We start from the raw sequence: 13,730 nt of genomic DNA on the forward strand, positions 1-13,730 counted from the left end.
AATGTCAAAACTGCTTTTTCGTTTACTCCATCATCGATTCTAACCTAAAGAATTTAGGGGTGTCGTAAAAAAAAGAATTGTGTTATAATGCATTTGACGAAAAAAGAAATATCTGTTACGAAAGATTAACAAGATATTAATTTTTGGAGAAATATTGGTTCGAGCGCATGTTACATGCGTTCGATACTTTATATAACTGAATTTTTTGATAAAAGGCAAATATGAATCTTAGATTTTGAATATAGAGGTGCAGATTATTATGAAAAAGAACACAAAGGTTACATTTAGCAGAAGCTTTTCAATACTGGCAGCAGCGGCATTGTCCATGACACTGATCGGAGGACAGACCTTTCCGGCATATGCGGAGAACTCTTCAGGTATAGAATCCGGTGCTGTGATCCCGGATAATATAACTATTGACAGCCCTACAGCTCTTGCTAACATTGCGCTCCCATCTAATGCGTATGGAACTCTTTCCTGGGCAGATAGTTCTTATGTTCCGGACAAACGTGTGCAATCCTGTGGGGTAGTGTTCAAACCTGCTGCAGGTGCTGACCTTTCAGGCCTTCCGGGGTGGGACAGTAATTCAGGAACACTTACAGGTTCCGTGACAGTTGTGGTCAGCAGCATTGACAGTACAGAGGAAAATTCCGGAAGTGAGGAAAGCTCCGATTCTTCTGATTCAGATTCAGGAGAATCCTATGGAACCGATGATAAAGAGGAAAATGGAACCGACGTTAATGAGAATGATGCAGATACTTCTGTAAAAGAAACAGAGGACAGCACTGCAGAGAATGAGGAGAAGAACGAAGGTCTGCAGGATGACAGTGCCCAGGAAAATAAAGAAGATCCGGAGACAACAGGAAAAACGGAGCAGTCTTCTTCAGATTCTTCAGATACAACAGATGCAGCAGATGCCAGTGGAGAGGAAAAAAGGGATCCGGAGATAACAGCTGCACCATCTGAGGATAATAAAACTCAGGATGGGGAAGAAGCAGAAGCTGTGGAAACTCCTGCTGTAACGATAACTCCGGCGGCAGAAGATGGTATGGATCCCGATGCAGCATCTGAGAATAGAGACGATGAGAATCATGAAAAAAATAACGATGCTGAAATTACCGCGATCCCGGAAATTACGGAGACTCCTGATACTGAAGAAAACAAGGATAATATTTTTGACAGGAAAGATGATACAGAGGATAAACGCCCTCAGAATGCAGCTACCGATCTGACAGAAACAGAAAAAGAGAAAATTGCGTCTCAAAATCATACCTGTGATGGAATAACTGTATCAGGAATCGATCTTCCGTGGTATGTACAGTTTCGTGTTTCTGGTGGTGAGGACTATCAGTTTACCAATGAAGAAGATGCAACAATCTTTAAATCCTATGAGTTTGAACTCTGGGATACACAGAATAATACAGAGTATAAAATTCCGGATGGGGAGTATATCAGTGTGACTGTACCTGTAAAGGCAGGCTATACATATTCGATTGAACACCTTCTTGATAATGGCGCAATGGAGACCATCATTCCAAGCATGGATGGTGCCACAATGACTTTCAGTACACATTCATTCAGCCCATTTGGCATCGCTGGAAGTAAATCTCTGGTAGGGCCAGATGCTGAAAGCAATACCGGTGCAACGATTACACCTGCAGCTGATGCTTCATCTTCGGATACTGCATCTTCAGGTACTGCAGATTCTGCAGAAACAGACAGTACAGACACCAATACGGCAGAGACATCTCAGAATCTGACTTCAGATAGCACAGATCAGGAACAGTCTTCTTCTCAGAACAGTGATACGGCGGAGAATGAGGCTGAAGAACAGTCTTCTGCAACAACATCCAAGAAACAGGTAAATACCGGAGATAACACTCAGATCCTTCCGTTTGTGATCTTGTTTGTGGCAGCGGCAGTTGTAGCTGGTGTAGCAGTGTTTTTTAAGAAAAGAAAGAAGTAATGAATAAGAGAAAAAGCTCTCCCATATAATGACTGTGGGAGGGCTTTTTTATGAAGGGAAAAGCAATATTACGATCATTGCTGCTAGCCTATGGAGTGACAGGACTTTTTCTTCTGATACTGGCGTTTCTGCTCTTTCAGTTTGAATTTGGAGGAGGGACGGCGGCGGTGGGGATCATTATTATTTATGTAGTATCCTGCCTGGTCGGAGGTTTTATGGCGGGAAAGATCATACGGAAAGACCGATATATATGGGGGATCGTTACCGGGCTTTCCTATTATGTTCTGCTGCTTCTGGTATCTTTTCTGGCACAGGGGAAATGGGATATGACCTTTGCCCATGCGTTGACTACTTTTTTCATGTGCCTTGGTGGCGGAGCCATTGGTGGGATGCTGTCGTAAAAGCTTACAAAAAAATGCTTTGAAAATCGATGATTTTATGCTATACTAGGCGAAGAATAGAATACATAAAGGAGGATATATCATGGAACATATCAAGACATTAAATACAAAGAACCTTCAGAACACGGTTAAGAAGGGTGGATGTGGCGAATGTCAGACATCCTGTCAGTCTGCTTGCAAGACTTCCTGTACAGTAGGAAACCAGAGCTGCGAGCATAAATAAGAAGCAGCCGTTGAATGAGTGGAAAGCAGCGGGAGATCCGCTGCTTCACTTGTTTTATCTGAAAGTAACAGGTATCCAGCAAAACGCGCCGGAGGGCGCGTTTTGTCGGGTTATAAAAGAATTTTAGAAAGGATTGCGGGAAGATGAGTCTGATTCACCGTTATCAAAGTAATGGATATAATATTGTGCTGGATATCAACAGCGGCTGTATCCACCTAGTAGATGAAGTAACCTATGAGGTGCTGCCGTATCTTGAAGAAGGCATGGAAGCGGCTGCCATTGCTGAGAAGCTTGGCGACCGTTTTAAGAAAGAGGATGTGGAAACCTCTGTAACTGAATGTAAAAAGCTTCAGGAACAGGGAATGCTTTTTACAAAAGATATTTATGAGAATATCATTGATGAATTTACCAAAAACCGCCAGACCGTTGTAAAGGCTCTTTGCCTTCATATTGCTCATGACTGTAATCTGGCATGTAGATATTGTTTTGCAGAAGAAGGAGAGTATCACGGAAGACGTGCGCTGATGTCTTTTGAGGTAGGAAAAAAAGCGTTGGATTTCCTGATCGCTAATTCCGGCTCCAGAAAGAATCTGGAAGTGGATTTCTTTGGCGGCGAGCCTCTTATGAACTGGCAGGTTGTAAAGGATCTTGTGAAATACGGAAGGGAACAGGAGAAACTTCATAACAAAAAATTCCGCTTCACACTGACAACCAACGGCGTTCTTTTAAATGATGAGGTGATGGAATTCTGCAATAAGGAAATGGGAAATGTTGTCTTAAGCGTGGACGGTAGAAAAGAAGTTCATGACTACATGCGCCCGTTCCGTAAGGGTGCAGGAAGCTATGATCTGATCATGCCGAAATTTGAGAAATTTGCGGAATCCAGAAATCAGGACAAGTATTATGTAAGAGGAACCTTTACTCATCATAATCTTGATTTCTCTCAGGATGTTCTGCATCTGGCAGATCTTGGCTTCAAGCAGATTTCTGTTGAGCCGGTCGTGGCAGCAGATACAGAAGAGTATGCGATCCGTGAGGAGGATATCCCACAGATCCTGGAACAGTATGATATTCTTGCAAAAGAAATGATCAAAAGAGAAAAAGAGGGAAAAGGATTCAACTTCTTCCACTTTATGATAGACCTTACCGGTGGTCCGTGTGTATACAAACGACTTTCCGGATGCGGCTCAGGAACCGAGTACCTGGCTGTTACTCCGTGGGGAGATTTTTATCCATGTCACCAGTTTGTGGGTGAGGAACAGTACCTTATGGGTAATGTAGACGAGGGAATCACAAAGCCTGAAATCGTAAAAGACTTTGGAAGATGTAACGTCTATACGAAACCGGACTGTAAAGACTGTTTTGCCAGGTTCTACTGCAGCGGCGGCTGTGCGGCAAATGGTTACCATTTCGGCGGAGATATCCGGGGGAATTATAAGATCGGATGCGAACTCCAGAGGAAGCGTGTGGAGTGCGCTATCATGATAAAAGCCGCTTTGGCGGAATAAGAGAGGAAAAAGAAAATGAAGAAAAGTAGAGGAATTGCAGTGCTGCTTCTGACAGCAATTGTCACAGTATTCTTCTGCTATGTGGCTGCGGTAGGCATTGGTCCTACAGGAACAGGTTCGGCTAAGAATATCAACACCGGACTTGATCTTGCCGGCGGTGTCAGCATCACATACCAGGCTAAGGACAGCAATCCGAGCAAGGAAGACATGTCCGATACTGTTTACAAGATGCAGCAGCGTGTTTCTCAGTACAGTACTGAGGCACAGGCATATCAGGAAGGTTCCAACCGTATCACCATTGAGATTCCAGGAGTATCAGATGCAAATGCGATCCTGGAAGAACTTGGAAAGCCAGGTTCTCTGTATTTTATCGATCAGACAGATGCAGACGGAAACCAGAATTTTACAACAGGAAACAGTGAGAGTGGATATGTTCTTGCAAGAAGTATTGAGGATATCCAGAAAGCCGGATCTGTTGTACTGGAAGGTACAGACGTTGCAGACGCTGAGGGAGGTGCTTATCAGGATTCATCCACAAGCTCCCAGAAATATGCAGTCAGTCTGACTCTTACAAAGAATGGAAAAACCAAATTTGCGGAAGCTACCAAGGCAAATGTTGGAAAGCAGATCGCAATCGTATATGACGATCAGGTTTTAAGCGCTCCGAATGTAAATGAGGAGATTTCCGGCGGAAAAGCTCAGATCACCGGAATGGCAAGTACAGAAGAGGCACAGAATCTTGCTTCTTACATAAGAATCGGTTCCTTAAGTCTTGAGCTTACCGAGCTTCGTTCCAGCGTAGTTGCTGCACAGCTTGGTGAAGAAGCCATCGCAACAAGTGTAAAAGCCGGAGCAATCGGTCTTGTGATCGTTATGCTGATCATGATCATCGCATACCGTATCCCAGGTCTGGTTGCATCTGTTGCACTGGTTCTTTATACAACCTTAATGCTGATCACGCTGAATGCCTTTGATATCACCCTTACGCTTCCGGGTATTGCAGGTATCATCCTGGGCATTGGTATGGCAGTGGATGCCAATGTTATTATCTACGCCAGAATCCGTGAGGAGATCGCGGCAGGCCTTTCTGTCCATGCAGCGATCAAAAGTGGATTCGGCAAAGCGTTTTCCGCTATTTTTGATGGAAACATCACAACACTGATCGCGGCTTGTGTGCTGATGTGGCTTGGCTCCGGTTCTGTTAAGGGGTTTGCCTACACGCTGGCAATGGGTATCGTGATCTCCATGTTTACAGCACTGGTTATATCCAGGCTTGTTATTAATGCGGTATACGCAATTGGTGTTCGTGACCCGAAATTCTATGGCATTGCCAAGGAACGTAAGGTTGTGGATTTCGTTGGAAAGAGAAAAATCTTCTTTGCTGTTTCCATTATCCTGATCCTTTGCGGACCTGTAGGAATGCTGGTCCACAGTAATGTGATCGGTGACAAAGCCATGAATTACAGTCTGGAGTTTTCCGGCGGTACTTCTACTAATGTAACCTTCAATAAAGAGATGGATATCAAGGAGATCGATTCCGAGGTAACACCGGTTGTTGAGGCAGTGACAGGTGATAAGAATGTACAGCCGACCAAGGTGCAGGGAACCAATCAGGTAGTGATCAAAACACGTTCTCTGGATCTTAAGGAACGAGAAGCACTGAATAAGGCATTAGAGGAAAATTTTGATGTAGATACAAGTCTGATCACATCGGAGAATATTTCCGCTACTGTCAGCAATGAGATGAGAAGAGACGCTATCGTAGCGGTTATCGTAGCTGCGATCTTCATGCTTCTTTACATCTGGTTCCGTTTCAAGGATATCCGCTTTGCAAGCAGTGCAGTACTTGCACTTCTTCATGATGTCCTGGTCGTACTTGCGTTTTATGTTATTTCCAGAACATCTGTGGGAAATACATTTATTGCGTGTATGCTGACGATCGTAGGTTATTCCATCAATGCTACTATTGTCATCTTCGACCGTATCCGTGAGAATATGAGAGGCAGAAAGAAAGTTGAGGATGAGAAACTGAAAGAGATCGTAAATACCAGTGTTACAGAAACTCTGACACGAAGCATTTACACATCCCTGACAACATTTGTAATGGTTGCAATTCTTTATGTAATGGGTGTTTCCTCAATTAAAGAATTTGCAGCACCGCTGATGGTAGGTATCATCGGTGGAGCATATTCTTCTGTATGCATCACTGGTGCTCTGTGGTACACCATGAAAACATTCAGAAAAAATCGTGTTGCAGCACCGGCAGCTGCAGCAGCTTCCGCAAAGATTTCTTCCGAGAAATCTGAGAAAAAGGTAAAACAGCCATCCGGACAGCAGACAGCTCAGCAGCAGCCGAAGAAGAAAAACCGTAAAAGAGTTGCCGAGCGCCTTGCAGCGCAGGAGGCAGCAAAGCAGCAGAATGATGAGGAGAAATCTGAATAAAATTGCTGAATAACAGAAACGTTCCGTACCGGGAAAGAATATTTCCTGGCGGAACGTTTTTTTTGTGTGGCATAAAAAACTTGCAGCTATGCAGGAGTATGAGTTACAATACGGTTATTGTGTTGCTTTGAAGAAAGAAAGCGGCAAAGCATCAAGGAGGAAACAACATGGAACGATGGGTTGTTGCTGCAAAACGGGCGGATTTTGCTGCAATTGGAAAAGAGTTCGGAATTGATCCGGTGATCGCCAGACTGATCCGAAACCGGGATGTACAGGACAGGGATGAAATTCGCAGATATCTTTATGGAAAGGTGGACGAACTGGCTTCTCCGCATTTGATGAAAGATGTGGATAAGGCAGTGGAGATCCTGCGGAATAAAATAAAGGGAAAAAAACGCATCCGTATTATAGGCGATTATGACATTGATGGGGTAGTATCGACCTTCATTCTGATCAAAGGACTGAAGCGTGCAGGAGCTCTGGCAGATACATATATTCCGGACCGTGTGGCAGATGGATATGGAATCCATGAGCACCTGATCGAAAGAGCAGTGAATGATGGGATTGACGTAATTGTTACCTGTGATAATGGAATTGCGGCGTACAATGAAATCACTATGGCTAAAGAGAAGGGAATGACGGTGATAATAACCGATCATCATGAAATTCCCTATAAAGAAACGGAAGATGGAAGAGAACTGATCCTTCCGCCGGCTGATGCCATTGTAAATCCAAAACAGCCGGACTGTAATTATCCGGAGAAAAGATTGTGCGGAGCAGTTGTTGCGTTGAAGCTGGTGACAGCTCTCTATGAGGCATGCGGGATTCCGGAAAAAGAGCTGGAAGATTTTCTGGAATTAGGAGCCATTGCCACGGTGGGAGACGTAATGGATCTTCAGGGTGAAAACCGCATCCTTGTAAAGGAAGGTCTGAAACGACTTTCCCACACTTCTAACAAAGGTCTCCGTGAACTGATCCGTGCCAATGGCCTGGAGGATGGGCCGATCACTGCCTATCATGTAGGGTTTGTGCTGGGACCATGTATCAATGCCAGTGGAAGACTGGATACCGCTGCACGTTCCCTGAAACTACTTTGTGCGGAGACGGAAGATGAAGCAGCAAAACTTGCCGGTGATCTGACTGCGCTGAATCAAAGCAGAAAAGCTCTCACAGAAGAGGGAAAGGAAGCAGCGATCCGTATTGTGGAAGAGACAGAAATCGGACAGGACAGGGTTCTTGTGATCTATTTACCGGACTGTCACGAAAGTCTGGCCGGAATTATTGCGGGACGTATCCGGGAAAAGTACAATAAACCGGTCTTTGTCCTGACAAAAGGTGAAACAATGGTGAAAGGCAGCGGACGTTCCATAGAAAGCTATTCCATGTTTGAGGAACTGGTAAAATGCGGAGATCTGATGGAACAGTATGGCGGTCATCCTATGGCGGCAGGATTATCCATTAAAGAAGAAAATGTGGAAGAGTTCCGCAGACGGTTAAACGAAAACTGTACTCTGACAGAAAAGGATCTGGCTCCAAAGATCCTGATCGATGTGCCAATGCCGGTTTCCTATATAAATAAGGAACTTGTGGAAGAGATATCCCTGCTGGAGCCTTTTGGAAAGGAAAATACCAAACCGATTTTTGCACAGAAGGGACTTCGGGTTTTAAGCAGTCGTATTCTTGGCAAAAATAGGAATGTGGCAAAGCTTCAGCTATCAGACAGTACCGGCTGTGTAGTGGAAGCAGTATATTTTGGAGAAGCAGATGAATTTGTTGATAGAATAAAAAACTGTGGAAGTATTGCGGTCACATATTATCCTGAGATCAACCGTTATCAGGGAAGAGAGACCTTACAGATCGTAATCCGAAATTATATTACAGAATAACAGGAGAAGGTATCACTAAAATGCAGATCCTGACAGCGAGTAATTGACTGTAAAACAGGAAAGAAGGCTCTATACTGGGCAATATGCAGTCCAGGGCCTGTCGTAATTCCGCGAGTTCTGTCGGGTTGCACATTGATTCCCTACAGAAAAAGTGCTATACTATCTAACATCTGATTGACAAATTAAACCATTGGAGGTTATTATGAAAAAAATAGAAGAATATGTAAGAAGTATCCCGGACTTTCCAGAGCCAGGGATTATTTTCCGTGACGTTACCAGCGTCCTTCAGGATGCGGATGGATTACAGCTTGCCATTGATTCTATGCAGGATTGTCTGGAGGGTGAGGAGTTCGATGTGATCACAGGTCTTGAATCCAGAGGCTTTATCTTTGGTATGCCGATCGCATATAATCTTCACAAACCCTTTGTTCTGGTCCGCAAAGCAGGAAAACTTCCATGTGAGACCGTTTCCAGAACCTATGATCTGGAGTATGGAAGTGCAACTATCGAGATGCATAAGGATTCCATCAAGCCGGGACAGAAGGTTGTTATTGTGGATGACCTGATCGCTACGGGCGGAAGTGTGGAAGCAGCCATCAAGCTTGTGGAGGAGCTTGGCGGCGAGGTTGTCAAGGTGGTTTTCCTTATGGAGCTTGCAGGTCTGAAGGGACGTGAGCGTCTCAAAGGTTATAATGTGGCATCTGTGATCTGTTACGACGGAAAATAATTTTTTGTCGGTGGAAGGGGATGTGAACTGTTGTAGTCATACGGCAGTATGAAATTGTGCACAGGCAGGTGGGATTTAATGGCAGAGACAAAAAATACGGAAAAACAAAACATTGAGATACAGAAGGAAGAAGAAAAAAGAGAGTCTGTCCGGAAGGCAGATGCGGCGGTGAAATCCATGCATGATTTTACAAGCCCTGAGGTTCTTTATCAGGAGCTGATAAAAAGTGTGAAGAAATATCATCCGTCTACAGATATTTCCATGATCGAAAAGGCCTATAAAGTGGCCAGTGAGGCACATAAGGATCAGAAACGTAAATCCGGTGAACCTTATATCATTCATCCTCTCTGTGTTGCGATCATCCTTGCGGATCTTGAGCTGGATAAGGAAACCATAGTGGCAGGCCTTCTTCATGATGCGGTAGAAGATACTTGGATGACGTATGAAGAAGTAGAAAAGGAATTTGGTTCTGAAGTAGCGCTTCTGGTAGATGGTGTTACCAAGCTGGGACAGCTGTCCTATTCCAAGGACAAGGTAGAGGTTCAGGCTGAGAATTTAAGAAAGATGTTCCTTGCAATGGCTAAGGATATCCGCGTCATCCTGATCAAGCTTGCGGACCGTCTTCATAATATGCGTACCCTGCAGTATATGAGACCGGAGAAACAGCAGGAGAAAGCAAGAGAAACCATGGATATCTATGCTCCCATCGCGATGCGGCTTGGTATTTCCAAGATCAAGGTGGAACTGGATGATCTTTCTCTTAAGTATCTGAAGCCGGATGTTTACTATGATCTGGTAGAAAAGGTTGCTCTTCGCAAAAGCGCCCGTGAGGAATTTGTTAATTCTATCGTGAAACAGGTAAAGCAGCATATGGAGGATGCCAATATCAGGGCACAGGTGGATGGCCGCGTGAAGCATTTCTTCAGCATCTATAAGAAGATGGTCAATCAGGATAAAACCATTGATCAGATTTATGACCTGTTTGCCGTACGTATCATTGTAGATACTGTGAAGGACTGTTATGCAGCTCTTGGTGTTATCCATGAGATGTATAAGCCGATCCCCGGCAGATTCAAAGATTATATCGCAATGCCGAAGGCCAATATGTATCAGTCTCTGCATACAACGCTTATTGGTCCTAACGGACAGCCTTTCGAAATCCAGATCCGTACATTTGAAATGCATAAAACCGCAGAATACGGTATTGCAGCTCATTGGAAATATAAGGAAACTTCCGATGGTAAGAAACCTGGAAAGAGTGAGGAAGAGAAGCTGAACTGGCTGCGCCAGATCCTGGAGTGGCAGCGCGACATGTCCGATAACCGGGAGTTCATGAGTCTTCTGAAAAATGATCTGGATCTTTTTGCGGACAGTGTTTACTGTTTCACTCCCCAGGGAGATGTAAAAACACTTCCCAATGGTTCTACACCTATTGATTTTGCATACAGCGTGCACAGTGCAGTAGGAAACAAGATGGTAGGTGCCAGGGTCAATGGCAAACTTGTTCCTATTGAATATAAGATCAAAAACGGTGATCGTATTGAGATCATAACATCCCAGAATTCTCAGGGCCCCAGCCGTGACTGGCTGAAGATCGTAAAGAGCACACAGGCTAAGAATAAGATCAACCAGTGGTTTAAGAAAGAACTGAAGGAAGATAATATCCTGAAGGGTAAGGACATGCTGAATCAGTATGCCAAGACCAAGGGCTTTAAACCAGGCATATATACCAAGCCACAGTATATGGAATCGGTAATGCATAAATATGGTTTCCGAGACTGGGATTCTGTATTGGCAGCGATCGGACATGGCGGCCTGAAAGAAGGTCAGGTGTTTAACAAGCTGGTAGAAGCCTATGAGAGGGAGCATAAGAAGAATCTTACAGATGAACAGGTCCTGGAGGCAGCTTCCGAATCACAGGAGAAGCTTCACATTGCCAAGAGTAAGAGTGGCATTGTAGTAAAAGGCATTCATGATGTGGCAGTTCGTTTTTCCAAATGCTGTAGTCCGATCCCGGGAGATGAGATCGTAGGCTTTGTAACAAGAGGAAGAGGGATCACCATTCATCGTACAGACTGTGTGAATGTGCTCAACATGCCTGAGATTGACCGGAAACGTCTCATTGAAGCAGAGTGGCAGATGCCGGACAGAGCGGATTCCGAGAAATACGAAGCGGAGATCCAGGTTTATGCAAATAACCGTACCGGACTTCTGGTGGATATTTCCAAGATCTTTACAGAGAGGAAGATCGATCTTCGTTCCATTAACAGCCGTACCAACAAGCAGGAACGCGCCACGATTTCCATGTCCTTTAATGTATGCAGCAAACAGGAACTGAATTCCCTGATCGAAAAGATCCGTCAGGTTGAAAGTGTTCTTGATGTAGAGCGAACAACGGGCTGACCCGATAAACGGAGGAATTTTTATGAGTAAACTTGAAATGCAGCAGTGTGTGCTGGGTCAGGTGTTTACCAACTGCTATTTTCTGAAAAATAAAGAGACCGGAGAACTGCTGATCGTAGACCCGGGAGACTATGCAGAAAAAGTTTTTCAGAAAGTATCTCTTATTCAGGGAAAACCGGTGGGGATCCTTCTGACACATGGTCATTTTGATCACATCATGGCTGTAAAGGAAGTGAAGGAAAAATATCAGATCCCGGTTTATGCATGCAGGCAGGAAGAAGTGATGCTGGCAGAGCCCACGATAAATATGACTGCTGTTTATGGAAGTGCCTGTTCAATTAAGCCGGAGGTTCTTCTGGATGACGGGCAGATTTTCGAAGCGGCAGGATTTTCCATCCAGATGTTCCACACACCGGGACATACCAAAGGAAGCTGCTGCTATTATATCAAAGACGAAGGTGTGCTTTTCAGCGGAGATACATTGTTTTGCGGCTCTGTGGGAAGAACCGATTTTCCTGGCGGAAGTTCTGCTGAGATCGTAAGAAGCCTTCACAAGCTTGTGGATACTTTGCCAGAGGATACAGAAGTATTTCCGGGGCATGACGCATCCACAACCATTGGTTATGAAAAGAGGTATAATCCATTTGTATAAGATTGGCATTTTGTTTCAGAACAGAGATTTTGAGCATGATGTGTATGAACTGATCAAAGCGTTTTATCCCGGAAATGAGATCGTTTCTCTTTATGAAGAGGATGATGCGGATTATGATATCCGTTTCCGGGTCTCACGTGATGAAGAAGGTTATACCATCAGTTACAACAACGGAATAGAGAAAGAAACAGCTCATGGGGCTGTGATAGAAGGGCAATCCAGTGGAGAAGCTTCGGATGCCCTTATTTCTTGCAATGATGCCCATGATATCCGCAGAAAAAATAAAGACGCGATCAAATACGCTCTGTATCAGATGCTTTCCAAAGCTACAGGAAAGACACTTCCCTGGGGAAATCTTACAGGCATCCGTCCTGTGAAAATGGCTATGGGAATGCTGGAGTCCGGAATGAAGAATACAGAGATCGCCAGATATATGAGAGAACAGTATCTGGTAAGCCCGGAGAAAACAGCTCTTGCAGTTACTATCGCAAATCGTGAGCGGGATATCCTGAAAAATATTGATTATGAAAACGGCTACAGCCTTTATGTTGGCATTCCTTTCTGTCCGAGTATCTGTCTGTACTGTTCATTCAGTTCCTATCCCCTGGAGAGATGGCGTAAATATGTGGAGGCGTATCTGGATGCGCTGGTAAAGGAAATCCGGGCTGTTTCCGGGATGATGAAAAACCGGAAGCTGGATACGGTCTATATCGGTGGGGGAACACCTACCACACTGGAGCCGGATCAGCTTCGGAGACTTCTTGGCGCGATCACGGAATATTTTCCCTGTGAGGAGCTGGAAGAATTTACGGTTGAGGCAGGAAGACCGGACAGTATAACCTTGGAAAAGCTTCAGGCGATCCGGGAGTTTCCGGTTACCAGGATTTCTGTAAATCCACAGACCATGAATCAGGAAACCCTGGATATCATTGGCAGACGTCATACAGTAGAACAGACAAAGAATGCGTTTCATCTGGCAAGAAAAGCCGGATTCGACAATATCAATATGGATCTGATCGTGGGTCTTCCCGGCGAAGATATCACAAAAGTGCAGCATACACTGGACGAGGTAAAAGCTCTCGGGCCGGACAGCCTGACCGTACATTCTCTTGCTGTGAAGCGTGCGGCAAGACTGAATATTTTCCGTGATAAATACCAGGAGATGACCTTTGAAAACAATCAGGAGATCATGGATCTGACTATGAAAACGGCCTACGAGATGGGAATGGGTCCTTATTATCTGTACAGACAGAAGAATATGAAGGGGAATTTTGAGAACGTCGGGTATTCTGAGGTTGACAAAGCAGGGATTTACAATATACTGATTATGGAGGAAAAGCAGCCGATCATCGCACTGGGTGCAGGTGGTTCCTCCAAGCTTGTGTTTGATCACGGACAGCGCATTGAGCGTGTGGAGAATGTGAAGGATGTTGTCAATTATATCACACGTATCGATGAAATGATCGAGAGAAAACGCGAGGGCATTGCAAAATGGCTGTAGACGGAAAGGAGAGACGGATCC

At 44.5% G+C, this 13,730-nt stretch carries 10 protein-coding genes; all 10 read left to right on the forward strand.

The window, feature by feature from the left end:
* The first annotated feature begins 259 nt into the window (after positions 1 to 259).
* The 10 genes from NE671_RS00005 to hemZ all read left to right on the forward strand — a co-directional run bounded on the left by NE671_RS00005 (position 260) and on the right by hemZ (position 13,709).
* On the forward strand, positions 260 to 1,966 hold the full coding sequence (locus tag NE671_RS00005) for a hypothetical protein (protein WP_173740459.1): 1,707 nt from the start codon (positions 260 to 262) through the stop codon (positions 1,964 to 1,966).
* Positions 1,967 to 2,016: 50 nt separating this feature from the next.
* Positions 2,017 to 2,367, forward strand: a complete 351-nt coding sequence (locus NE671_RS00010) for a TIGR04086 family membrane protein (RefSeq protein WP_021650373.1) — start codon at positions 2,017 to 2,019, stop codon at positions 2,365 to 2,367.
* An 82-nt stretch (positions 2,368 to 2,449) separates the two neighbouring features.
* Positions 2,450 to 2,590, forward strand: a complete 141-nt coding sequence (gene scfA, locus NE671_RS00015) for a six-cysteine ranthipeptide SCIFF (RefSeq protein WP_015524633.1) — start codon at positions 2,450 to 2,452, stop codon at positions 2,588 to 2,590.
* A 143-nt stretch (positions 2,591 to 2,733) separates the two neighbouring features.
* Positions 2,734 to 4,098 carry a thioether cross-link-forming SCIFF peptide maturase gene (scfB, locus tag NE671_RS00020; RefSeq protein WP_129975275.1) on the forward strand — a complete coding sequence of 455 codons (1,365 nt, stop codon included), beginning with the start codon at positions 2,734 to 2,736 and terminating at the stop codon, positions 4,096 to 4,098.
* Positions 4,099 to 4,113: 15 nt separating this feature from the next.
* On the forward strand, positions 4,114 to 6,540 hold the full coding sequence (gene secD, locus NE671_RS00025) for a protein translocase subunit SecD (protein WP_114002779.1): 2,427 nt from the start codon (positions 4,114 to 4,116) through the stop codon (positions 6,538 to 6,540).
* Between the two features lie 167 nt (positions 6,541 to 6,707).
* Entirely contained in the window at positions 6,708 to 8,426 is a 1,719-nt protein-coding gene (gene recJ / locus NE671_RS00030; protein ID WP_173740460.1) for a single-stranded-DNA-specific exonuclease RecJ, read from the forward strand.
* A 202-nt stretch (positions 8,427 to 8,628) separates the two neighbouring features.
* A complete protein-coding gene (locus NE671_RS00035; RefSeq protein ID WP_092068853.1) occupies positions 8,629 to 9,153 on the forward strand; it encodes an adenine phosphoribosyltransferase in 525 nt (174 codons plus the stop codon).
* Between the two features lie 78 nt (positions 9,154 to 9,231).
* A complete protein-coding gene (locus NE671_RS00040) occupies positions 9,232 to 11,556 on the forward strand; it encodes a RelA/SpoT family protein (RefSeq protein WP_015524639.1) in 2,325 nt (774 codons plus the stop codon).
* 22 nt (positions 11,557 to 11,578) lie between these two features.
* Positions 11,579 to 12,208 carry an MBL fold metallo-hydrolase gene (locus tag NE671_RS00045; RefSeq protein ID WP_110102456.1) on the forward strand — a complete coding sequence of 210 codons (630 nt, stop codon included), beginning with the start codon at positions 11,579 to 11,581 and terminating at the stop codon, positions 12,206 to 12,208.
* A complete protein-coding gene (gene hemZ / locus NE671_RS00050) occupies positions 12,180 to 13,709 on the forward strand; it encodes a coproporphyrinogen dehydrogenase HemZ (protein ID WP_173740461.1) in 1,530 nt (509 codons plus the stop codon). Before NE671_RS00045 ends, hemZ begins: the two co-directional genes overlap by 29 nt.
* Positions 13,710 to 13,730 lie beyond the last annotated feature (21 nt).

The sequence above is a fragment of the Blautia sp. DFI.9.10 genome (assembly GCF_024461705.1).
Taxonomy (GTDB): Bacteria; Bacillota; Clostridia; order Lachnospirales; family Lachnospiraceae; genus Blautia_A; species Blautia_A fusiformis.

Coding starts and splice junctions, on each gene's coding strand:
- NE671_RS00005 (WP_173740459.1), top strand. CDS start 260: ATGAAAAAGAACACAAAGGTTACATTTAGCAGAAGCTTTTCAATACTG.
- scfB (WP_129975275.1), top strand. CDS start 2,734: ATGAGTCTGATTCACCGTTATCAAAGTAATGGATATAATATTGTGCTG.
- hemZ (WP_173740461.1), top strand. CDS start 12,180: ATGAAAAGAGGTATAATCCATTTGTATAAGATTGGCATTTTGTTTCAG.
- scfA (WP_015524633.1), top strand. CDS start 2,450: ATGGAACATATCAAGACATTAAATACAAAGAACCTTCAGAACACGGTT.
- NE671_RS00035 (WP_092068853.1), top strand. CDS start 8,629: ATGAAAAAAATAGAAGAATATGTAAGAAGTATCCCGGACTTTCCAGAG.
- recJ (WP_173740460.1), top strand. CDS start 6,708: ATGGAACGATGGGTTGTTGCTGCAAAACGGGCGGATTTTGCTGCAATT.
- secD (WP_114002779.1), top strand. CDS start 4,114: ATGAAGAAAAGTAGAGGAATTGCAGTGCTGCTTCTGACAGCAATTGTC.
- NE671_RS00040 (WP_015524639.1), top strand. CDS start 9,232: ATGGCAGAGACAAAAAATACGGAAAAACAAAACATTGAGATACAGAAG.
- NE671_RS00045 (WP_110102456.1), top strand. CDS start 11,579: ATGAGTAAACTTGAAATGCAGCAGTGTGTGCTGGGTCAGGTGTTTACC.
- NE671_RS00010 (WP_021650373.1), top strand. CDS start 2,017: ATGAAGGGAAAAGCAATATTACGATCATTGCTGCTAGCCTATGGAGTG.